This window comes from Nocardia sp. 852002-20019_SCH5090214 (genome assembly GCF_001665865.1).
In the GTDB taxonomy this organism is placed as follows: domain Bacteria; phylum Actinomycetota; class Actinomycetes; order Mycobacteriales; family Mycobacteriaceae; genus Nocardia; species Nocardia nova.
In genome coordinates, this window is sequence record NZ_LZMK01000059.1 from 21,967 (window position 1) to 42,738 (window position 20,772).

Here is a 20,772-nt window from a genome sequence, read left to right on the forward strand (position 1 = left end):
GTCGTCGCCGATCCGCCCGCCGCCCCGATCGGATCCATGATCGCATCGGTATGCGGCCGGGGCAGGGAAAACGCCCCGCCGGAGCGCCCCGGTGTGACGCATGTGCCGCGCGGTGGCCCACCCCGCCGAAAGTCCGGGACAATATCCGTCCCAGGGCGGAGATATGCCCGCGCAGCGCGCGGTAGATTATGTGTATCGGAGGGTTACATTACTCACAAGTAGGAGGCGACGATGCCCGTGCCGGAAGCTGCGGTGTTCGAGCGTCTGCGGGCGTTCGCGTCCGTCGACGGTTCCCGTGAACACGCGAACAAGACCATCGCCGAGACGTTCACCGGGCAGCCGCTGGGCGAGGTGCCGGTGGGTACCGCCGATGATGTGAGCGCCGCGTTCACCCGCGCCCGCGCCGCGCAGGCGGAATGGGCGAAACGCACGCCCAAGGAACGGGCGGCGGTGCTGGAACGCTTCCGCGAACTGATCATCAGCGAGCGCGAATACCTGATGGACGTGATCCAGGCCGAAACCGGCAAGGCCCGGTGGGCGGCGCAGGAAGAAATTCTGGGCATGATGTTCGCGGCCCGCTACTTCTCGCGCGTCGCGCCGAAATTGCTGGCACCGCATTCGGTGCCCGGTGCGTTCCCGGTGCTCAACCGCGCGCAGGTACGCACCCAGCCCAAGGGTGTGGTCGGCGTCATCGCGCCGTGGAACTATCCGATGGTGCTGTCGATCGGCGATTCGATCCCGGCGCTACTGGCCGGCAACGCGGTCGTGGTCAAACCCGACAGCCAGACACCGTACTCGTCGCTGGCCAGCGTGGAGTTGCTGCTGCGCGCGGGTCTGCCCCGCGATGTGCTGCAGGTGATTCCGGGCCCGGGCGGCGTGGTCGGCACCGCGATCGTCGACCGGTGCGACTACCTGATGTTCACCGGCTCCTCGGCCACCGGGCGCGAACTGGCCCAGCAGTGCGGCAAGCGGCTGATCGGATTCTCCGCCGAGCTCGGCGGTAAGAACCCGATGATCGTGGCCCGCGGCGCGAATCTGGACAAGGTCGCCAAGGCGGCCGTGCGTGCCTGCTTCTCCAACGCCGGCCAGCTGTGCATCTCGATCGAGCGGATCTACGTCGAGGAGTCGATCGCGGCGCAGTTCAGCGAGAAGTTCGTCAAGGCGGTCGGCGCCGCGAAACTCGGTGCGGCCTACGACTTCTCGACCGATATCGGCAGCCTGATCTCACCGGCGCAGCTCGAGACCGTCACCAAGCATGTCGCCGATGCCACGTCCAAGGGCGCCGAAATTCTCGCCGGCGGCAACGCGCGCCCCGATCTGGGGCCGCTGTTCTTCGAGCCGACCGTCCTGAGCAAGGTCACCGACGAGATGGAATGCGGCCGCAACGAGACCTTCGGCCCGCTGGTCTCGATCTATCCGGTCGCCGATGTCGAGGAGGCGATCGCCCGCGCCAACGACACCGAATACGGGCTCAACGCCAGCGTATGGGCGAGCAGCGCGTCCGAGGGGCAGGCCATCGCGGCCCGGCTGCGCACCGGAACCGTCTGTGTCGACGAAGGTTACGCACCGGCGTGGGGGAGCACCGGCGCACCGATGGGAGGTATGGGCATCTCCGGTGTCGGTCGGCGCCACGGCCCCGACGGCCTGCTGAAGTTCACCGAACCGCAGACGGTGGTCGTCACCCGCGGAATGAATCTGGATGCGCCGCTGGGGATTCCGCAGTCGAAGTGGCAGGCGTTGCTGATGACGCTCGCGCGCAGCTTCCGCTACCTGCCGGGACGCTGAGCGACACCGGGTCGGTCACCGGAGCCCCCGGTGGCCGACCCGGCGCGCACCTACTGGTTGAAGAAGATTCCGGTCAGATTCGCGTTCTTGATCGGTGTGTCGGCGTTGCGCTGGTTGGCGCACAGGAAGTCCACCGCCGCCATGGTGGCGTCGACCTGGGTGCCGGCGGGCTCGTGATCGTTGTTCGTCTGCTGTTTCACGAATTTGGTGATCGTGACCCGCTTGGTGTCGGCGTCCTGTTTGACGTAGTCGCTGCACGGGGTGTCGCCACCCTTGTTGATCGCGCGCTGCACGTCCGAGCATCCACTCAGCAGGCCCGCGGTCACCGCGGCCGCTGCGATGGTGCCGAACAGCGCGGCGATGCTGCGATGGGCCCTGGGTGTCATCTGGTCTCCTCGTCGAGGCCGCGTGCCGGGCCGATCCCGGCAATTCGACCGCAAGCCTAAGCGTTCACCGGCCGAATACCCCGTCGTATCCGGCCGAATCGGACGGACCGCTACCCTACGGCGGTGCAGCTGTCTCGAACGGCCGATGCGGTGTCGTCGGTAACCGATAAATTGACGACGATCTCTCCGCAGCCGCCGGTATGGGTGGTGCTGGCGACGGCAGCGGCGGCGCTGGTGGTTGTGCTCTACCGGCCGGTGTGGCGAGTGCTGCGGACCTGTGTGACGATCGCCCACGAGATCGGCCACGCGGTGGTGGCGATCTGCACGGGCCGCACCCTCAGCGGTATCCGGCTGCATTCGGACACCTCGGGGGTGACCGTATCTCGCGGCAAGCCACGAGGTTTCGGGATGGTGCTGACCACTCTGGCCGGTTATCCGGCCCCTTCGGCGGTGGGGCTGGGATTCGCGATCCTGCTCGGCACCGGACGCCAGACGATGATGCTGTGGATCCTCATCGCGGCGCTGGTGGTGCTGATCGTGGTGATCCGCAACCTGTTCGGCTTCCTCGCCGTGATCTGCGTGGGCGGGGCCGCCTTCGCGGTGTCCTGGTACGGAACCGCGGTGTGGCAGGGTGTCTTCGGTTATGTGGTCACGTGGTTCCTGCTGTTCGGCGGCGTGCGCGCGGTGATCGAACTGTGGCAGGTGTCGGTGCGCGGCGACGGATCCGATGCCGATCAGCTGGCCTGGCTCACCCGCATTCCCGCGCGGCTGTGGGTCCTCGTGTTCGGCCTGCTGACTTTCGCGGCGCTGGTGCTGGGTGGGGGGCAGCTACTGGGGATTCAGCCGTCCTGAGCCTGTGCACGCCACCGGCGGGCCGCATCCGAATCACCCCGGCGTTCGAGCACTTCCGCGAGACCGGCCATCGCGCGCGGGTCGCCCTGCTCGGCCGCGACACGCCACCAGCGTTGCGCCTCGTCGAATTCGCGTGTGCGATAACCGAGTACGCCGAGATCGTAGGCCGCTCCGGTATGCCCGAGATCGGCCGCCTGCCGCCACAGCCGCCGGGCCTGGTCGAGGTCGCCGCGAGTGTGCGCCTCCACGCCGAGGTGGTAGAGCGCGGACCGGAACCGGTCCTGATCGCCGGCGGCGTCGACGGTGGCGGTCACCGCCACCACCAATTCGCCGAAATCGGGTTCGCCGACGCCGGTACTGCAGCGCAGCACCATGGTCGCACCCGAGCCGCGTTCGATGACGAGTCCGTAGTTGCCCGTCCATGATTCGACCGCGCCCGCGGCCGTCATCCACACCGGGGTGAGGGTGTAGGCGGCCGCCGGGCCGGTTCCCGACAGGCGTAGATCGATCCCCTCGGCGAGGGCATCGCTCCACACATCGACGCCCGCCAGCCTGCTTCCGCGCACCATCACAGAGCCGTCGATCACCGACAACCCGATGCCCAGGCCCAGCAATCCCGACGGGGGCGCCGCGGCGCGCAGCGACAACCGCACCACCGTCGGTTCCGCTCCCAGGCGCTGCGAGTACATCGGATGGACCGTGAGACCGCGCCAATCGACCGGCTCGGTGCCCGGATATCGCTCGGCCAGGGGGCGATTCGCCTCACCGGTACCGGCCATCGCGCCGCCTTTCGCCGCAGCTGTAGGGGGAATCGATGCGCTGCCGCGCACACCGTAGTCCCTGCGGCCGGAAAATGGCGCCGAACCGGCGGGTTCAGTCCTCGCTGCTGCCGCGCTGCCCGATGAACGCCCGCAGGGCCGGGTCCGCGGAGACGATGCGGTCCACCTCGTCTCCGCCGGTGCATTCGAACAATCCGATGGTCACGTGCGTGCCGCGCCTGCCCAGCACGCGCCAGATGCCACCGCTGTCCTGCCAGCGGATCAGCGCGGCGACGGCGGGGGAGATCTGCGAATCCGGCACTCCACCATTGTGACTGCCGAATCCGTCAGGCGAATTCGTGGTACAGCTCGGGCAGGAAGCGAGCCAGATGGTTCATCTCCTGCCCGCAGTGCAACAGCAGATCACGAGCGAGGCCGAGTCCCGGTACGAGGTCGTCGACGTCGGCGGCGGCACCGCGCTGCACCGCACGCGCGGTGTGCACCGGATCCAGGGTGTGGACTCCGTAGATGCGCAGATAGAAGCGGCTGCGCATCTCGCATCCACCGGCGACCGGGCGGACCTGGTGGGCCAGCCAGCCCAGGTCGACGGGCGCGACGCTGCTGCCGACCCGTCCGAGCACCACGGTGTGGTCCTCGGGGACGGTGAACCCGTAGGCGACCGGATCGTGGAAGGCGATGGCGAGCTGCTGCAACTTCGGGCCGATGTATTCATCGACGTAGGAGATGTTGCCGACATACCGCTGCCGGTCCGGCATCGCCCCGCCCGTCCGGTCGGCCGCGACCTCCGCGTACATGTGCGCATCCGGATGCCACAGCTTGTACCGGGCGGATTCGACCAGATGCCACCCGAACCACCAATCCCACATGGCGGCGGTCACGCGCGGCATCTCCGTGCGTACCGCCACCCAGACAATTCCGGAATCGGTGTGCCCGTATCCGGTTTCGATCGGCGCGTAGCCGGACGGGCCCAGCTCCGCGGTCAGCGCGGCGAAGGGCGGAATACGTTCCGCCGGGGTGGGTGGCCCCGCGTACGCGGCGGCGACCGCCGGTTGCGGTGGGGCGGTGTGCTCGGTCATGAAGTGGGCATAGGGCTGGGCGCGGTCCTGCGCGGAATACCCGCCGTAGCGGACGTTGTCGGGCCCGTCGGCGTGAGCCGGTGACGACCGGACCACGGCGAACGCCCCCGCGCCGACGGCCGCCAGCGCCAATGCCCTGCGCCGCGAGAGAGCCGACGATTTCACCATGCGACGAGGCTACTGCCGCGCGCGCCGCGCAGGCGCGCCGATCATGGCGGCTCCCAACAGGATTCGTGAATGCCGGTGGGTTCACCGGCCCGGCGGCGACACGATCATGACATGTCCCAGTGTGGCCGCCGCATATGGTGATCGGGCGGCCCGTCGCGGGCCGTGCGGGTTCGCCGGGCGAGGGACCGCACGGCCGCGCGAGGTGCAGGCTACGGCGTGGAGTAGCCGATCAGGGCTCCGATCCCGGCGCCGATCGGAATGGTGACCAGGGCGCCGACACCACCGAGGAAGAAGCCCAGCACCGCACCGATTCCGGCGCCGACCAGGGCGCCGACGCCCGCGTTGTACTGCTTGCGAGCGAGCGTGTCGGAGGCCTCGTCGATGGCCTGTGCGGTCCGATCGGTGGCCGACTGCGGCGTCAGTGTGAGGGTCCGGCCGGCATTGTCGATGCGCGGTGTGAGGCCGACCGTTCCGGACGCCGTGCGCAGACCGAGCGGCACCGACGCGACGGCACGGCCGGCGGCATCGGTGAGAGTGACCGCATCACCGGTGACGGTGAAGGATCCGGCGTCCACGGTGGTCGTCAGACCGGTGTGGTCGGCCGTCGGCGCGGTGACGAAGCCGACGCCCTGTTCGACCCCGCGCACAGCGATCTCGGAGGCCGTGGCCGGTGCGGCCTGCGCGACGCCGGCGGCCGCGGTGGTGGCACCGACGGCCAGTAGCGCGGTAGCGGCGAATTTCTTGGCTCTCATGATCTTTCCCCACATTCCGTCGGCCCGGCCGGGCCGACATGTCCCCTGTGGCCGGATCTCGGCCGTTCTCATTCTTACCCAGATAGCGCGCCGGTGTTCGGTTTCCGATTCGCGGTTCCCGAAATCGCTTCGCGCACAGTGGGTTTGCCTGTTGTTCGCGAGGAATGTGAATCGTCGCGACCGGCCTGGAAGCAGACGGCCGCCGGAAGCGCAGCCGGGCGAACGCCGTGGCCGGTCCGAACCGCGCATTCCGGCGATGCTCCCGGCTCCCGCGGCGTACCCGACCGCTCCGGAATCCGCGCCACGCCCACACCCATACCGGATCGACTCGGCGCCACCGATTCGATGCCGCGAAGGCCGGGGTACTGCGACAACGGATTCCTTCCGACTCGGCGGCCCGACCGCGAACACCTTCGGTCCCGCACCCGCGCGCCGTATTGTCGATCGATGTGAGCGACGACGACGGTTCGACGCCCCTGCGATTGCCCCCCTCCGCGATCGGCGATTCCGTCGAGCTGGCCGACCACATCTGTACCCGGCTGCAGCGGGAGATTCCGGCGTACCGGGGGATTGCCGCCGCCAGCCTGACGCCGTCGATCGCCTCCGTAATCGATCGTCTGATCACCGCCACCGCGGCCGATCGGCCACTGGACGAGCAGGAGCTCGCGGAATTCCGAGCCTACGGCGCGTTGCGGGCCGAACTCGGTGTGCCGCTCGACGCGATGCTGCGCGGATGGCAGATCGTGGTGGGAGAGGTGATCGAACGCATCAGTACCTCCGAACACTGGGCGACCCGGCGCGGCTCGGCGCTGCTGTCGGTCCTCGGTTCCCTGCTGCGTGCCTCGGACGCGGCCACCGTCGCATTCACCTCCGCCCACCGCGAAGCCGAAGCGCAGATCACCCGCCGCCTCGATACCCGGCGCGACGATATGGTGCGGGCGCTGACCGAGGGCGTTTTGCCCGCCGGTGAGCTGCGCCGCCGTGCCCAACACATAGGACTCCGCCTGGACGCGACGTATTCGGCCTTCCGCGCGATCACCGCGGAGCCGGAACAGACTGAGTGGGAGCTGCGGCAACGGCCGGGATTCCGGCCGCCGGGTGGGGTGGTGGCGATCCTGGAACGCGATGTGGTCGGCATCTGCGATCCGCGCGACGATTCCGCACCCTCGGCCGGAGTGTTCCTCGGGGTGGGCCCGGCCTGTCCGCTCGAGCGGGTTCCCCATTCGCTGCATATCGCCGGCCGGGTCGCCGAGACCGCGCGCCTGTTCGGGCGTCCGGGGCGCCACACGCTCACCGACCTCGGCCTCCTACCGGCCGTCGTCGGCGACAGCGATGTCGGGGCCGCGATGGTCCGCCGCTACATCGACCCGCTCGTCGACGTCGACGCCGACGCGATCCTCGAGACCGTCGATGCCTATCTGGCGGCCGGCTGCAATGCCAGCGAGACCGGTCATCGGCTGTATCTGCATCACAACACGGTCCGCTATCGGCTGTCCCGGTTCGAGGAGCTCACGGGTGCGTCACTGAAGGATCCGCACGTGATGCAGCAGGTGTGGTGGGCATTGCGCTATCGGGAACTGTGTTCCGGTCACCCGGGCTCGTGCGTCGATTAATAAGGAGAATCGTCCACATTTTGTCAACTATTACGAAACTCCGCGCCCGGGCCGGCGGTTGATCGATACATGGGAACGACGCGGGCCCGAGATCCGGGCACCGCGCCCAGATGTCCGTGCGACGCTCGAAAGGAAAGGACCGGCACCATGACATTCGCCGATCCGGTCACCGCGGTATTCGCCGACGCTGTCGATATGGCCGTGCGCGCACCCTCGGTGCACAACACCCAACCGTGGCGGTGGTCGCTGCGCGAGGACGCCGCCCACCTGTACGCCGACCGGTCGCGGCAGTTGGTCGTGACCGATCCGGCCCAGCGCGCACTGCTCCTGAGCTGCGGGGCGGCACTGCATCACATGCGGGTGGCGCTGGCCGTGCGCGGCTGGTCCGCGCGGGTCACCTACCTTCCCGACGACGCCGATCCCGATCACCTCGCGGCCATCACCGTGCGCCCGTACCGGCCGTCGCCGCGCGATATCGAACTCGCCGCGGCGATCGGCCACCGGCAGTCGGATCGCCGCCGCTACAGCGCGCGACCGGTGCCGCAGGCGTTCGTGCGGGAGGTGTCCGCCGCCGCCCGGTCCTACGGCGCCGCCGCCCGGCAGGTGCCGCGGGAGCTGCGCCCGGAATTGGCCGAAGCCGCCCGGGTCGCCTCGCTGCGCCACGCCGCCGATCCCGCATATCTGCACGAGCTGGCGGTCTGGAGCGGTCGGCACGGGACCTCGGACGGTGTCCCGGCCGCGAATACGCCGGCCCCGCGTGCCGATGACGAGATCGCCAGGCGCCGGTTCGAGTCACCGGAACTGGCCGATCCGGCCACCGAACCCGAGGCCGCCGAATGGCTGGTGATGTGCACGGCCGGCGATGACCCGCTCTCTCGGCTGCGGGCGGGGGAAGCGCTCAGCGCGCTGCTGTTGTCGGCGACCACGCTGGGCCTGTCATCCAGTCTGCAGTCCGAACCGCTGGCCATGCCCGACCTGCGCTCCCACATTCGCCGAAGCGTGCTGTTGGAGTGCGCCTACCCGCAGACGATAGTGCGACTGGGCTGGTTGCCCGCCGGCGCGGCGTCGCTGCCGCAGACGCCGCGGCGACCCGTCACCGAGGTACTCGCGACCCCTGTGGCGATCTGAGCGATCCGCGGCTAGAGCCCCGCGGCCGCCGCGATCTCGCGGGCGTGGGCGACGATCGCGTCGATGCGTTCGACGGTCGGCGTCCCCGCGGCGGCCTTGTTGCTCGGCGTATCGGCTGCGCGCCGCATCACGCCCTCGGCGATGATCGCGAGCTTCCACAAGCCCAGCACATGCCAGAAGGTGAGGGCGTCGCGGTCACGGCCGGTTTCGTCGAGGTAGGCGCGCGCCATCTCGGCTCGGTTCGGGAAACCCGGCAGTGCCGACGCCGGGAAGTCACCGCCGAGGTCCTCGCCGGGCTGGACCCAGTAGGCGAGCAGACTCCCCATATCCGCGAGGGGATCGCCGAGGGTGGACAATTCCCAGTCCAGCGCGGCCACCACCGCGCCGGTCTCCCGCGAGGTGATCACGTTGCGCAGGTGGAAGTCACCGTGCACCAATGTCGTTTCCCGTTGCGGCGGAATCGATCCGGCTAGCCGGCGGGTGAGATCGTCGAGTTCGGGCACCTCGCGGGTGCGCGACTGCTCCCACTGCCGCGACCATCGATTCAGCTGCCGCTGCGCATACGGTTTGTGACTGGCCAGATCCGCCAGCCCCACCGCCTCGAGATCGACCGCGTGAATACGCGCCAGCGTGTGGGTCAGGGACCGGGCGATGGCCAGGCGCCGTTGCGGAGTCAGCGACTCCGCGACCTCCATGGTGTCCACGACTTGTCCGTCGACGTATTCCATCAGCACCACCGGCGCGTCGCAGACCTCGGAATCCGTTGTGACGGAAAGGATTTCCGGCACCGGAACATCGGTTCCGGCCAGCGCGGACATGATCCGCGACTCGCGCACCACATCGTGCGCGGAGGCCAGCAGCCGGCCGAGGGGTGGCCGCCGCAGCACCCAGCGGTGTCCGGCGTCGTCGCGCACCAGATAGGTGAGATTGGACTGGCCGAGACCGATCCGGGTGAAGGTCGGGGCGCCGGTCAGCCCGAACCCCAGACCGTCGATCCACCGGGTGACGGCGGCGGTGTCGATGCCCCCGGCCTGCTCCGGCGTGGCGGTCACGGTGCCGCCCGGAATGCCGCCGGGTGGCCGAGTCGCTGCCCACCGTCGACGACCATCACCTCACCGGTGATCCAGCGCGCGGCGTCGGATACCAGGAACGCGATCGCCGACCCGATATCGTCGGGTTCGCCGATCCGGTCCAGTGCGGTTGCGTCGGCCACCAGATTCTCGTGCTCGCGCCACAGAGCCTCGGCGAGCTTGGTCCGCACCACGCCGGGCGCGACGGCGTTGACCCGGACCCGCGGCGACAGTTCCAGCGCCATCTGCTTGGTGAGGTGGATGAGCGCCGCCTTGGAGGCGTTGTAGAGACCGAGGTTCGCCTCGAAACCCATACCGCCGATCGAGGCGGTGTTCACGACCGCGCCGCCGTGTTCACCCATCCAGGCCTTGGTCGCCAGCGACGTCCACAGGATCGGCGCCCACAGGTTGACGTCGAAGATCTTGGCGAACCGGCCGTGGTCCTGATCGATCACCGGGCCGAACGCCGGATTGGTGCCCGCGTTGTTGACCAGGATGTCGACGCTGCCGAACCGCTCGAGGGTGCGGTCGATGCAGCTGCGCGCGGCCTCCTCGTCGACGGCGTGCGCGGCGATGCCGAGCGCGTTGCCCTCCACCTGTGCGGCCGCCGCGTCTGCCGATTCCTGATCCCGTGAGGTCAGCACCACGTTGGCCCCGGCCGCGGCGAGGGCCTGCGCGGTCGCGAGGCCGATGCCGCGCGAGGCGCCGGTGACGATCGCGGTGCGGCCGGTCAGATCCGCGTTCGGCATATCAGTTGTCCGCCTTCACATCTCGATACTTGCGCAGTTCCTGCCGGGCCAGTGTGCGCTTGTGCACCTCGTCGGGGCCGTCGGCCAGCCGCAGCGTGCGCAGATGCGCCCACGCCATGGCGAGCGGGAAGTCGTCGGTGACACCGGCGCCACCGTGGACCTGAATGGCCCGGTCGACGATCTTCAGGGCGATATTCGGCGCGGCCACCTTGATCGCGGCGATCTCGGTGCGCGCCTCCTTGTTGCCGACGGTGTCCATCAGATAGGCGGCCTTCAGGGTCAGCAGCCGGATCATCTCGATATCGATGCGCGCCTCGGCGATCCAGTCCTGGATATTGGCGTTGGCGGCGATCGGCTTGCCGAAGGTGATGCGCGTACTCGCGCGCCGGCACATCAGCTCCAGGGCGCGTTCGGCCATTCCGATGGCCCGCATGCAGTGGTGAATGCGGCCGGGGCCGAGCCGGGCCTGGCTGATCGCGAAGCCCTCGCCCTCGCCCTTCAGCACATCTTTCAGCGGTACGCGCACATTCTCGAAATCGATCTCGGCATGCCCCTCGCGGTCCTGATAGCCGAAGACCGGCAGGCCGCGCATGACGGTCACGCCCGGTGCGTCGATGGGGACCACCATCATCGACTGCTGGCGGTGCGGCGCGGCGTCGGGATCGGTCTTGCCCATCACGATCAGCACGGTGCAGTTCGGATGCAAGGCGTTGGAGGCGAACCACTTACGGCCGTTGAGCACGTACTCGTCGCCGTCACGCACCATCGACAGTTCCACATTGGTGGCGTCGGAACTGGCGACCGCGGGCTCGGTCATCGCGAACGCCGAGCGGATCGTGCCCGCCAGCAACGGCTTCAGGTACTTCTCCTTGTGCTCGTCGGTGCCGAAGAGCGTGAAGACTTCCATATTTCCCGTATCCGGGGCATTGCAGTTGCACGCCTCCGGCGCCAGGTGGCTGCGGCCCATGATCTCAGCCAGCGGCGCGTACTCGAGGTTGGTCAGACCGGGACCCCATTCCGGGTAGGGGTGGAACAGATTCCACAGGCCCCGCCGCTGCGCCTCGGCCTTGAGCTCTTCCAGGATCGGCGGCTGGAAATGCGGATCGCCGGCGGCGCGCATCTGCTCGTCGTAGACGGCCTCGGCGGGGTAGACGTGCGAATCCATGAACTCCAGCAGCTGGGCCCGATACTTCTCGGCCCGCTCGGAGATGTCGAACATCGACATGTGATCTCCTGATCGTTGTGCAATCTGTTGTGACGCTTCAGTTCTCGTCGAGCAAGCTGCGCTGGTACCGGCGCATGCCGGCCAGCCAGCGGTCGTAGTCGGCCCCCTTGCGCCGATACATCTCGAGCACACTCGCATGCGGCAGGATCAAGAACTGCTCGGCGTCGATCGCGGCGAGCACGGCGTCGGCGACCTGCGCGGGTTCGAGCACCTCCCCGGCGGCGGTCACCGCCCGGGTGGAGGCCGCGCCGAGCCGGTCGCCGGAGTCGCGCCCGGCATACAGCAGGGGCGTGTCGACCCCCATGGGGCACAGGCAGCTGACCCGAATCCCCTGGTCGCCGTAGGTGACCGACAACCATTCGGCGAAGCCGACAGCGGCGTGCTTGGTGACCGAGTAGGTGGCCGACCCGATCTGGGTGAGAAGTCCGGCCGCGGACGCGGTGCTGACGAAATATCCTTCGCCGCGCTCGAGCCATCGGGGTACGAGCTGGGTGGCGGCGCGGATGTGCGCGCGCACGTTCACGTCGAAGGACCGGTCCCAGTCGGCCTCGGCGACGTCGAGCCCGGCCGCACCGGCGATGCCGGCGTTCGCGAAGTACAGGTCCACCGGGCCGAACGTGTTCTCCGCCAGCGTGATCAGACCGGCGATCGCCTCGGGATCGCTGACGTCGGCCCCCGCGCTCACGCAGGCACCGGGATGGTCGGCGGCCACGGCGTCGGCGACGCTCTTCGCGGCGGCCTCGTCGAGATCGGCGACGACGACTCGCGCGCCCGCTTCGGCGAGGCGGGCGGCGAGAGCGCCGCCGATGCCCCCTCCGCCGCCGGTCACGATGGCCACCTTCTGCGCAACCTGCACTGCCGTACCCCTGTCCGTGTCCGTGATGTCACCCCACCGTAGTTGAGGTTGACGTCAAGTTCAATTTCGGGTGTGCGCGGGCGCCGCACTCCGCTGTTGTAGCAGGTCTGCGCCGCGCCGGAGGGCGAAATGGCGAGTCAGGACTTGGCCGGAATACGCAGCGCGTTGACCCACAAGCGGGTCGCGGTATAGGTGAGCTCGTCCAGGTCGACCGGGCGATCGGTGTCGTCACCGGCCACGAAATGCCCGAAGGCCAGGCGGCTGACCATCCCGGAGAGCGCCCGCGAGGCGAGGAGTGGATCCAGCTCGGGATCGGCCAGCCCGCGACGTTGCAGCGATTCGATACTGCGAGCGTTGCGATCGATGAATGCCTCGGCGCGGCGCTGGCGCAGCACCCGGAATTCGGGGTCGATATTGGCCACCTGTTCCAGCAGGCCCATCAGTTTGGCGTTGCGCTGATAGGCCTCGAAGTAGGCGCGGTTGCTCGCGGCCACCACGGCGGCCGGATCGTCGGCCTCGGGAACATGCGGCATCCCCGGGTGCATCATGTCCTCCTGGGCGACCTCCAGGACCGCCGCGAAAATCTCCTCCTTGCTGGAGAAGTAGGTGTAGAAGGTGCCGGAGGAGCAGTGCGCCTCGGTCGTGATGTCGACCAGCCGGGTGTCGAGATAGCCGCTGGTCTCGAAGACGCGGCGCGCGGCGGCGATCAGCGTCGAGCGGGTACGCAATCCGCGCTCGGTGGTCGGCAATTCCCGCAGCAGGGAAGTCCGGGCCATCGACGGCGCCGCGTCCGTGCTGCGACCATCCTCGCCGAACTTTCCCATGCAGCAGTTATAGCCGACGAGGCCGATGGCGGCACGTAGGGTCTGTTGATCTTGGAAGTCATCGGAGTGGAGAGTATGTCGATATTGAGGAAGCTGTTGACGCTCGGGGCGGCAGCAGCGGCGGTTGCGCTCACCGCGGTTCCGGCGCACGCGCAACAGCAACCCGAGTACGCCCCCACCATGCTGGTGCTGGACGCCTCGGGATCCATGCGGGCTCCGGATCCCGCCGGCGGCACGAAACTGGATGCGGCCAAGGCCGCCGTGCACAGTTTCGTCGCCGCGGCCCCGGCCCGGTCGAAGGTGGGGCTGACCGTGTACGGGACCGGAACGGGATCCTCGGATGCGGAAAAGACCGCCGGATGTGCGGACGTGCGCACGCTGCACGGCGCCGACATCATCGACAGAGCGGCTCTGAATACCGCCGTCGACGGTGTCGAGGCCAGTGGATATACGCCGATCGGCGCCGCGCTGCGCACGGCCGCCGACGCGCTTCCGAAGCAGGGCCCGCGGTCGGTCGTCCTCGTCTCCGACGGCGAAGACACCTGCGCGCCACCGGATCCGTGTGAAGTCGCCCGGGAACTCGAGCGTCAGGGCGCCACGATCGTGGTGCATGCCATCGGATTCGGTGTGGACGGGCCCGCGCGCAAACAGCTCACGTGCATCGCACAGCAGACCGGCGGTACGTACACCGACGCCGCCGACGGCGCATCCCTCGAACGTGTCCTGCCCCGGGTGAGTCAGGCGGCGTTGCGCACGTACACGCCGGTCGGCGCGCCGATTTCCGGCACCACGACCTATCGGGACGCGCCGGTCGCCGGGCCGGGCCGATATCTGGACACGATCGCCCAGCACGAGACGAAGTACTACGCACTGGACGTGCCGCAGGGCGCGATGGCCTACTTCAGTGCGACGCTGGCCTTCCCGCACGTCCGGCAGAAACCGCCCGGCAACGACAACAGCGTTCTGTACCTGCGCGTCTACGGCGAGGATGGCAAGGACTGCAACGTATTCGAGTTCGAGCAGGTGGTGAACACCAGTGACGGCGTGGCACTGACCGTCACGAAGGCGTGGGACGGCGCGACGAAGACCGACTCCGGATCCGACAGCGCCGCGAACGCGTGCCGCGGCGGCGGTCGCTACTACTTCGCACCCGAGTGGCACGGCGTCGCCGACACCAGCCCGCAGCAGATGCCGATGGAGTTGCTGTTCGGAATCGAGCCCGCGGCCGGCGACCCCGGTCCGCCCGCCTCGGCCACACCGACGGCCTTTACGCCACCGGCCGGTAGTGCCGTCGCGGTCTCGGGAAGTGGATCGTTCAATGCCGCAACGACATTGGAAGGTTCCGGTAGCTATTCCGACACCTTGCAGCGCGGCGAGTTCGTCTTCTATCGGGTCGCGCTCGGATGGGGCCAGGGCCTCGCATACCGGGTGAATTTCCTCGATTCCGACAAGCGCGGACTCGACGGTCTGTCGCGGGTCACGACCACGCTGTACTCGCCGATTCGCACCGAGATCGACCACGACTTCGGCAGCTACAACGGAGAATCGGCGACGATGCCGGCCGGTGGTCCGCTGGCGACGTTGCCGGTGCGCTACAGCAATCGCACGGCCGGGGACGCCAAGAGCGCCGAACAGAGCCTGGCCGGTTGGTACTACATCGCCGTCTCGGTCAGCGCCTCGAATGTCGAAGGACTCGGTGCGCCCGTCCCGATTCGCCTGGATGTGACCGTCGGCGGGGCTGCCGAGCCCGGACCGCGGTACGAATCCGCCACGCCGGCCGGCATATTCGGTGAGCATGCCACGCAGACACCGGAGGCTTCGTCCTCGTCGAACAACGGCGGGCAATCGCGGGCGTCGGCCGCCTCGGAATCCGGCGACGGGGTGTCGCCGACGGTCGTCGCGGCCGTCATCGCCGGCGTGGTCCTCCTCGGACTGCTGCTCGGCGCGCTGGTGGTGATACGAAGCCGCCGCAAGGACACCCGTCCCTAGGGCACCGCTACCGAGGAGCCGGCGGAAATCGAGGGCCGGTCCGTGATCGCTTGCGAGTGATGACGGACCGGCTCACCTGTTCCGCCGGACCACCACGTGAGCCAGGGTTTCGAGATCGCCCCGGGCGACGCCTGACGGCAGCCCGGCGAGCGCGGAACGCAATGCCCGGTCGGCGTATTCGCGGGTGAGTTCACGCCCACCGGCGGCGGCGACCAGTTCGGCGGCGCGCGCAACGTCGGCCGTGGTCATCGGACGTGGCTCGCGGTACAGCCGGGCCAATTCGCGGCCCGCATCGGTGTCGGAGGCCAACGCGCACACCACCGGAAACGACCGCTTCCGGCCGGCCAGATCGCTGAGCGCAGGTTTACCGGTCACCGCCGGATCGCCCCAGATGTCGATGGCGTCGTCGACCAGTTGGAACGCCAGGCCGAGATTGCGGCCGAAGGTGTTGAACGCGGCCACCGTTCGCGAATCCGCACCCGCGCACAACGCGCCCAGGGCGCAGGAACAGCCGAGCAGCACAGCGGTTTTGCCGGCCGCCATGGCCAGGTAGTCCTCGACGCTCACATCCGGGCGGGTTTCGAAATCGCAGTCTTGATATTGGCCGTGGCACAGGGTCGCGGCGGTGCGGGCCAGCCGGATCACCGCGGCGGCGCCGGCCTCCTCCGGCACTCCGCCGTCGGAGAGCACCGCGAATGCCAAGGCCTGCAACGCGTCACCGAGCAAGGTGGCATTGGTGGTGCCCCACACCCGCCAGACCGTGGGCCGGCCGTGGCGCAGTGGATCGGCGTCCATCACGTCGTCGTGGACGAGGGAGAAGTTGTGCAGCAGTTCGACCGCGGCGCCCGCGTGTACGGCATCGGCGGCCGGTGCGCCGCAGGCGGCCGCGGCGGCCAGAGTCAGTGCCGGGCGCAGCCCCTTGCCGTGGGAGCCGGCGCGCAGGTTGCCCTCGGCGTCGCACCAGCCGAAGTGGTAACCGGCCATCCGGTCGAGGGGGTGGCCGAGGGTGGCGACGGCGGCCCGCAGGACCGGCGCGATCGCCGTGCGGGCATCGGCGAGCAGGGTCGCCGCGGTGCGCGCGCCCGGGGCGGCATCGGTGGTGGCGCGTGGACGGCGCCCGGGTTCACGGGCGACCGCGCAGTCCTTGCGGTCCGCTGTGGGAAGATGTTGCGCCGGAGAGTAAGTGGTGGGTTTGGATGCTCGCATTACCGGCCCCGCTCGCTAGGGCACAGCCGCCGCGCCCGCTCCGCGTCGCGGTCGGCGGTGCGTGAAGTATTCATCGTCGCACCGGAACCCGCGGGCCGGGCGATGGCCCGGGTTGCGTTTGCGCAACGCCTGCGCCCGCGGATTCGTCGTCAGGCCAGGGGAGCGCCGTGCTCGAGTGCCTCGCGCGGCGCGCTGGTGTAGCGCGCGGCCTGATAGTGGTAGTCGAAGTTGGCTCGGACGTATCGGGTGTAGCAGGTCGCGATGGTGAGGATATCGGTGCGGTCGCGGCCGGACAGTCCCGCCGCGTCGAGTTCGGCCGGCAGCGCGTCGATGCCCGCGAGCATGCGGCGCACGCATGCGGTGAGCATGCGGTCGACCACATCGACCGCACGATCCCGGTCGAGACCGAGCTGACGTTCGGCCAGCAGCACCGAGTTGTACAGATAATCCGACGCCTCGTCGGAATCGATGGACAGAATGTCGTTGAACAGGCCCATATGTTCGACGGATGCCTCCCGGATCGCGCGCAATGCCGGCAGCGCCCGCGCGCCCGCGCACAGGTCGACGCCCTCGGCGATCTCGCTGATATCGAGAAAGACGTACAGCGCCACCGAGTCCCGCCGGTGGGCGCGGTAGTCGTCCAGATCGGGATAGCGATCGGTGAGCCGCCCGATGCTCTCCGTGTAGTAGGTCCACAGCCATGCCGAGAGTTCGGTGCGCACCGCGTGACGCCACCGACTCGAGCGTCCCGCACACAGTTCGCGCCACAGTTCGGCGAAGGCCACCGCGAGGACCCCTGTCGGTCGGGCGCCGGGTTCGAACACCTCCTCCAGTGCGGTGATGGTCGCCAATGTCCGTGCCGGGTCGGGAATTTCGATGTCGAACTGATCGTCGACGATGAATGCCCATGCGGTGAATCTGCTCAGCAATCCCAGCGCGTCCGCCTCGGCATACGGGCACCACAGCGCGTACATGCGAGCCGGCCGGGTCCGGCGCATGCGCCGGCGGGTCGGCTCCGAGGGAACCAGATCACAACGTTCGAGCCAGGCCCACATGGCCTGCTCGGCCTCCGATTCGGCGGGATTGGCCCCCTCCGAATCGAACGGCATGAAGAACTCAGTTACATGCATCGAAACCGCCTATCTCCCAAGCAGTTTAACGCGAGTACCGCAATCCGGGCATTCGGTTTGCGATATCGGGTCGATCCCGGGTGACGACAAGACGAAGTGCCACAACGGATTCGGATCGCAACCCCTCATGCACCCCGGCTCCCGACGGATTCGACCGAACAGTGGACAGCTCGCCCGAGTCGAGCGGCGGATACGCCACCTGCCCGAGAGCATTCACCCGGCGATCGTCGACGGCCGGCACGGAAGTCTGCCCGTGCCGCCCGGCCGGGGTCGGCGCGGCGCCGTACCCCACGGGAGGTCTCGGCGGGCATTCGACGGCCGCATACGTGCGTGCGTTTCGTGCTCGGCGTGCAGCCGACGAGCGATGGCGGACACCGACCTCAGCACGATCGTGGCAATCGGGCACAGCATGCCGATCGGGTCGTCGCCCTCGATACTGCGAACAACTCATGGCCCCCTCGTTTCGCCACCCTTCGCGGGCGCCGCCAAGCTTACGGCAGGCTACCCGCCCGGCGCAGCGCGAACCGGGCCGGCGAATGTCTCGGAACCTCCGGGAGGCAGCCCGAAAACCTTGCAGTTCAGCAGGTTTCGTCGGCGGTTCGCAGGGCGTCGATTCCGGTGTCGAGGGCGGCCTCCAGGAAACCGATGTCACCGGTCGCCAGCAGGATGCCGACACCACCCTGGATTCCGGCCAGCAGGGCGGCCGCGGCGCGGCCCGCGTCGAGTCGCACCGCGATCTCGCCCTGGCTCTGCATGCCGCGGATGCCGCGCTCGATGTCGCCGTGCCATCGGCGCAGCAGGGCGGCGCTCACCTGCTGGGCGCCGGGAGAGGTGCGACCCAGCTCCGACATCAGCACCGACAGGGGACAGAACCGGCCCTGCTCCCGGTACCGTTCGACCACCACGTCGCGCCAGCGCTGCCACGCCGCCCAGGAGTCCAGCGCGCCGAGATAGGGCTGCTGGTCGGCGAGCACCACATCGGCCTCGTGCTGCGCGACCGCCAGCAGCAATTCCTCTTTGCCGGCGGGAAAGTAGTGGAAGAGCTGGCTTTTCGATGTACGGGTGCGGGCCCGGATGTCGTCGAGGGTGGCGACGGTGACTCCGCGGTCACGGATTTCGGCGGCGGCGCCCTCGATGATGCGTTGCCGGGTGGCCGCCCCCTTGGCCGTCAATGGACTCACGAGTCCATTCTATGTGTCCTCGAGTGCCAGCATGGCGATGAGCAGTTGATCCCATGTGGACGCCGGCAGCTCGTGCCCGATGCCGGGCAGGGGGAGCAGATCGGCGCCCGGGATCTCCCGGGCCATGGCCTGGCCGTTGCCGTACGGGAAGAACGGGTCGTCGGTGCCGTGCACGACGAGGGTCGGCACGGTGAGCTCGCCCAGCCGCTCCCGCCAGCGCTCGCCCGCATCGACGAAGGCCAGGTTGAGCACGCTGGAGCCCATATCGGTGGTGCGATCGACCGTGCGCCGCGCCTGCCGTCGCGCTTGCTGTTCGTCGAAACCGTATGCGCCCGAGAGCATCCGGGCTTGTTCGACGCGGTAGTCGATCACCGCGGCCCGGTCGGACCAGTCCGGAGGCGGTGTCGCGGCGAAGAAGCCCATGATCCGGTCGGAGTGGTCGGGCAGATCGGGGTCCGCGGGGCCGGGAGACGTCGGCCTGGTGTTGATCAACGTCAGGGCCGACACCCGGTCGTGGTGATCGAGCGCGGCGAGCTGACAGATCCATCCGGCCACCGAGAACCCCACCAGATGGGCTCGCCGAAGTTCGAAAAGATCCATCAGCCCCACCAGGTCGGAAGCCAAATCACGCAGGGTGTAGCCGGGAGAGCCGGTCGGGTAGGCGGTCGACCGGCCGGTGTCACGGATGTCGTAGCGCAGGACATAGCGGCCGGCGGCGGCCAGCCGGTCGCAGAACTCGTCCTCCCAGAAGAGCCCCGACGTGGACGGCAGCACCGCCGCGGGCCGTCGCCGGTCTCCGAAGGTGGACACACACAGGTCGATGTCACCGACGGCGACCAGATGCTCGGACGAGCGTTGACCATGACGCGACATGGCGACTCCTCTGCGGTTGCGTCTGTTGAGGAGACTCGTCCCGCGGCCGAAACTCATCGGTCCGGGAGTCGGTTCACCAGCGGCGGCGCCGCCCTAGGCCGCGCGGAGCTGCGGTAGACCCCATTCGGAGGCGAGCAGTTCGTGCGAGCGCAGCCTGTCCTCGTGCCGGTAGGTGACGCTGGTGACCACGAGTTCGTCGGCGCCGGTCAGCTGCTGCAGCGCCGAGAGTCGTTCGGCCACCACATTCGGCGCGCCGACGAACTGAGTGGTGACGCGATCGTGCACCAGGCGCTGCTGCTGTTCGGTCAGCGGGGGAGCGGTATCGGGATCGAGGTATTCGGCTGCGCCGGCGCCGCTGCGGATGCTGTAGACCCAATGGCCGTAGGTCGAGGCCAGATGGGTGGCGGTCGCGTCGTCGTCGGCGACCACCACGTCCGCCGACACCACCAGATACGGCCGGTCGAGAACCGCCGAGGGCCGGAAGGCGGCGCGATACGCCTCCACCGTCTCCGCGATCGTGCCGGGGGAGACGTGGTAGTTCGCCGCGAACGGCAGTCCGAGCCGGCCCGCGAGCTGGGCGCTCTCACCGCCGGAACTTCCGAACAGCCACAGCTGAACCTCGGCGCCCTCGCCCGGAACGGCATGCAGGGCAACACCTTCGGAGCTGCGGTAGTTCCCGGAGAGCAGGTCGCGGATCTCGCGGACCTGACGGCCGTAGTCCAGTGGCTTCGTCCCGGGCAGTTGCAGCGCCTCGAAACTCGCCGCCAGCCGGGTCGTATCCAGCAGCCGCCCGGGGCTGAACGGCGGCGGGATCACCACACCATCGCGCACCCGGGTAGGGCGGTCGGGCGCGGGTACGGGTTTCACCCCCGCCGAGCGCACCTCCGCGATCCGATGCGCCGAGCGCCCGAGGCCCAGATCCAGCCGTCCCGGATACAGCGCGTCGATGGTGCCGAACGCCTCGACCACCCTCATCGCGTTGATCGCGGCCGCCACCGACAGCATCCGCGTCGGCTCGGCCGCCGTGCAGGCCGGTCAATACACCTCCGCGGCGGTGGTCGAGGCGTTCGGCACCATCGACGCGCTGTATCCGGGACGGCTGGATCTGGGCCTCGGGCGCTCGGCGCATC

Annotated in this window: 20 protein-coding genes and 1 pseudogene; 6 read left to right on the forward strand and 15 right to left on the reverse strand. The window is 69.0% G+C overall.

The genetic code is table 11. From position 1 onward, the window contains the following. Nucleotides 1-231 precede the first annotated feature (231 nt). Nucleotides 232-1,785 carry a succinic semialdehyde dehydrogenase gene (locus tag A5780_RS06615; protein WP_063014808.1) on the forward strand — a complete coding sequence of 518 codons (1,554 nt, stop codon included), beginning with the start codon at nucleotides 232-234 and terminating at the stop codon, nucleotides 1,783-1,785. A 50-nt stretch (nucleotides 1,786-1,835) separates the two neighbouring features. Here A5780_RS06615 and A5780_RS06620 read toward each other — a convergent pair whose 3' ends face one another. Then, nucleotides 1,836-2,171, reverse strand: a complete 336-nt coding sequence (locus A5780_RS06620) for a hypothetical protein (RefSeq protein WP_051755615.1) — start codon at nucleotides 2,169-2,171, stop codon at nucleotides 1,836-1,838. A gap of 123 nt (nucleotides 2,172-2,294) precedes the next feature. Between A5780_RS06620 and A5780_RS06625 the strand changes: the two genes are divergently transcribed. Continuing rightward, the gene (locus A5780_RS06625) at nucleotides 2,295-3,023 is read left to right on the forward strand and encodes a M50 family metallopeptidase (RefSeq protein WP_197521677.1); all 729 of its coding nucleotides are present in this window, start codon (nucleotides 2,295-2,297) and stop codon (nucleotides 3,021-3,023) included. Here the strand turns inward: A5780_RS06625 and A5780_RS06630 are convergent. The 4 genes from A5780_RS06630 to A5780_RS06645 form a co-directional block, all read right to left on the reverse strand. Beyond that, nucleotides 3,011-3,802, reverse strand: coding sequence for a tetratricopeptide repeat protein (locus A5780_RS06630; protein WP_064903512.1), 792 nt, complete (start codon nucleotides 3,800-3,802; stop codon nucleotides 3,011-3,013). The genes A5780_RS06625 and A5780_RS06630 overlap by 13 nt on opposite strands. Nucleotides 3,803-3,896: 94 nt before the next feature. After that, nucleotides 3,897-4,103 carry a hypothetical protein gene (locus A5780_RS06635; RefSeq protein ID WP_231982867.1) on the reverse strand — a complete coding sequence of 69 codons (207 nt, stop codon included), beginning with the start codon at nucleotides 4,101-4,103 and terminating at the stop codon, nucleotides 3,897-3,899. A gap of 25 nt (nucleotides 4,104-4,128) precedes the next feature. Continuing rightward, on the reverse strand, nucleotides 4,129-5,046 hold the full coding sequence (locus tag A5780_RS06640) for a DAPG hydrolase family protein (RefSeq protein ID WP_231982868.1): 918 nt from the start codon (nucleotides 5,044-5,046) through the stop codon (nucleotides 4,129-4,131). A 209-nt stretch (nucleotides 5,047-5,255) separates the two neighbouring features. Further along, on the reverse strand, nucleotides 5,256-5,798 hold the full coding sequence (locus A5780_RS06645; RefSeq protein ID WP_063014862.1) for a hypothetical protein: 543 nt from the start codon (nucleotides 5,796-5,798) through the stop codon (nucleotides 5,256-5,258). A gap of 449 nt (nucleotides 5,799-6,247) precedes the next feature. Here A5780_RS06645 and A5780_RS06650 point away from each other — a divergent pair, with 449 nt between their 5' ends. Continuing rightward, nucleotides 6,248-7,411, forward strand: a complete 1,164-nt coding sequence (locus A5780_RS06650) for a CdaR family transcriptional regulator (RefSeq protein ID WP_146098558.1) — start codon at nucleotides 6,248-6,250, stop codon at nucleotides 7,409-7,411. Between the two features lie 147 nt (nucleotides 7,412-7,558). After that, complete coding sequence (locus A5780_RS06655; RefSeq protein ID WP_064903516.1) at nucleotides 7,559-8,539, forward strand: hypothetical protein; 981 nt, start codon at nucleotides 7,559-7,561, stop codon at nucleotides 8,537-8,539. Between the two features lie 11 nt (nucleotides 8,540-8,550). Here A5780_RS06655 and A5780_RS06660 read toward each other — a convergent pair whose 3' ends face one another. The 5 genes from A5780_RS06660 to A5780_RS06680 all read right to left on the reverse strand — a co-directional run bounded on the left by A5780_RS06660 (nucleotide 8,551) and on the right by A5780_RS06680 (nucleotide 13,263). Next, on the reverse strand, nucleotides 8,551-9,591 hold the full coding sequence (locus A5780_RS06660) for a phosphotransferase family protein (protein WP_064903517.1): 1,041 nt from the start codon (nucleotides 9,589-9,591) through the stop codon (nucleotides 8,551-8,553). Next, the gene (locus A5780_RS06665) at nucleotides 9,588-10,358 is read right to left on the reverse strand and encodes an SDR family oxidoreductase (protein ID WP_063014820.1); all 771 of its coding nucleotides are present in this window, start codon (nucleotides 10,356-10,358) and stop codon (nucleotides 9,588-9,590) included. The genes A5780_RS06660 and A5780_RS06665 overlap by 4 nt, the downstream gene beginning before the upstream one ends. A 1-nt stretch (nucleotide 10,359) precedes the next feature. Next, nucleotides 10,360-11,583, reverse strand: coding sequence for an acyl-CoA dehydrogenase family protein (locus A5780_RS06670; RefSeq protein WP_063014823.1), 1,224 nt, complete (start codon nucleotides 11,581-11,583; stop codon nucleotides 10,360-10,362). 37 nt (nucleotides 11,584-11,620) lie between these two features. Then, a complete protein-coding gene (locus A5780_RS06675) occupies nucleotides 11,621-12,439 on the reverse strand; it encodes an SDR family oxidoreductase (RefSeq protein ID WP_064903521.1) in 819 nt (272 codons plus the stop codon). 137 nt (nucleotides 12,440-12,576) lie between these two features. Further along, nucleotides 12,577-13,263 carry a TetR/AcrR family transcriptional regulator gene (locus A5780_RS06680; RefSeq protein WP_051755614.1) on the reverse strand — a complete coding sequence of 229 codons (687 nt, stop codon included), beginning with the start codon at nucleotides 13,261-13,263 and terminating at the stop codon, nucleotides 12,577-12,579. 75 nt (nucleotides 13,264-13,338) lie between these two features. On the opposite strand from A5780_RS06680, the gene A5780_RS06685 reads away from it, so the two are divergent. Then, nucleotides 13,339-15,252 carry a VWA domain-containing protein gene (locus A5780_RS06685; RefSeq protein WP_104363860.1) on the forward strand — a complete coding sequence of 638 codons (1,914 nt, stop codon included), beginning with the start codon at nucleotides 13,339-13,341 and terminating at the stop codon, nucleotides 15,250-15,252. Nucleotides 15,253-15,324: 72 nt separating this feature from the next. Here A5780_RS06685 and A5780_RS06690 read toward each other — a convergent pair whose 3' ends face one another. The 5 genes and pseudogenes from A5780_RS06690 to A5780_RS06715 all read right to left on the reverse strand — a co-directional run. Further along, the gene (locus tag A5780_RS06690; RefSeq protein WP_082857041.1) at nucleotides 15,325-16,458 is read right to left on the reverse strand and encodes a polyprenyl synthetase family protein; all 1,134 of its coding nucleotides are present in this window, start codon (nucleotides 16,456-16,458) and stop codon (nucleotides 15,325-15,327) included. A 149-nt stretch (nucleotides 16,459-16,607) separates the two neighbouring features. After that, nucleotides 16,608-17,588, reverse strand: coding sequence for a terpene synthase family protein (locus A5780_RS06695; protein WP_146098559.1), 981 nt, complete (start codon nucleotides 17,586-17,588; stop codon nucleotides 16,608-16,610). 578 nt (nucleotides 17,589-18,166) lie between these two features. Continuing rightward, nucleotides 18,167-18,769: a TetR/AcrR family transcriptional regulator gene (locus A5780_RS06705; RefSeq protein ID WP_064908022.1), complete on the reverse strand. Its 603-nt coding sequence runs from the start codon at nucleotides 18,767-18,769 to the stop codon at nucleotides 18,167-18,169. Nucleotides 18,770-18,778: 9 nt separating this feature from the next. Next, entirely contained in the window at nucleotides 18,779-19,642 is an 864-nt protein-coding gene (locus A5780_RS06710; protein WP_064903525.1) for an alpha/beta fold hydrolase, read from the reverse strand. Between the two features lie 93 nt (nucleotides 19,643-19,735). Further along, a pseudogene (locus A5780_RS06715) lies at nucleotides 19,736-20,620 on the reverse strand (LLM class flavin-dependent oxidoreductase); the annotation flags it as partial. Here A5780_RS06715 and A5780_RS38910 point away from each other — a divergent pair. Beyond that, on the forward strand, nucleotides 20,589-20,772 hold a 184-nt coding region (locus A5780_RS38910; RefSeq protein WP_156769391.1), incomplete at its 3' end, for an LLM class flavin-dependent oxidoreductase. The pseudogene A5780_RS06715 and the gene A5780_RS38910 overlap by 32 nt on opposite strands.

What these genes read in the sequence shown, in the direction of transcription:
- A5780_RS06615 (WP_063014808.1), top strand. Translation starts at nt 232, where the DNA reads ATGCCCGTGCCGGAAGCTGCGGTGTTCGAGCGTCTGCGGGCGTTCGCG.
- A5780_RS06620 (WP_051755615.1), bottom strand. Translation starts at nt 2,171, where the DNA reads ATGACACCCAGGGCCCATCGCAGCATCGCCGCGCTGTTCGGCACCATC.
- A5780_RS06630 (WP_064903512.1), bottom strand. Translation starts at nt 3,802, where the DNA reads ATGGCCGGTACCGGTGAGGCGAATCGCCCCCTGGCCGAGCGATATCCG.
- A5780_RS06640 (WP_231982868.1), bottom strand. Translation starts at nt 5,046, where the DNA reads ATGGTGAAATCGTCGGCTCTCTCGCGGCGCAGGGCATTGGCGCTGGCG.
- A5780_RS06645 (WP_063014862.1), bottom strand. Translation starts at nt 5,798, where the DNA reads ATGAGAGCCAAGAAATTCGCCGCTACCGCGCTACTGGCCGTCGGTGCC.
- A5780_RS06655 (WP_064903516.1), top strand. Translation starts at nt 7,559, where the DNA reads ATGACATTCGCCGATCCGGTCACCGCGGTATTCGCCGACGCTGTCGAT.
- A5780_RS06665 (WP_063014820.1), bottom strand. Translation starts at nt 10,358, where the DNA reads ATGCCGAACGCGGATCTGACCGGCCGCACCGCGATCGTCACCGGCGCC.
- A5780_RS06670 (WP_063014823.1), bottom strand. Translation starts at nt 11,583, where the DNA reads ATGTCGATGTTCGACATCTCCGAGCGGGCCGAGAAGTATCGGGCCCAG.
- A5780_RS06680 (WP_051755614.1), bottom strand. Translation starts at nt 13,263, where the DNA reads ATGGGAAAGTTCGGCGAGGATGGTCGCAGCACGGACGCGGCGCCGTCG.
- A5780_RS06685 (WP_104363860.1), top strand. Translation starts at nt 13,339, where the DNA reads ATGTCGATATTGAGGAAGCTGTTGACGCTCGGGGCGGCAGCAGCGGCG.
- A5780_RS06690 (WP_082857041.1), bottom strand. Translation starts at nt 16,458, where the DNA reads ATGCGAGCATCCAAACCCACCACTTACTCTCCGGCGCAACATCTTCCC.
- A5780_RS06695 (WP_146098559.1), bottom strand. Translation starts at nt 17,588, where the DNA reads ATGCATGTAACTGAGTTCTTCATGCCGTTCGATTCGGAGGGGGCCAAT.
- A5780_RS06710 (WP_064903525.1), bottom strand. Translation starts at nt 19,642, where the DNA reads ATGTCGCGTCATGGTCAACGCTCGTCCGAGCATCTGGTCGCCGTCGGT.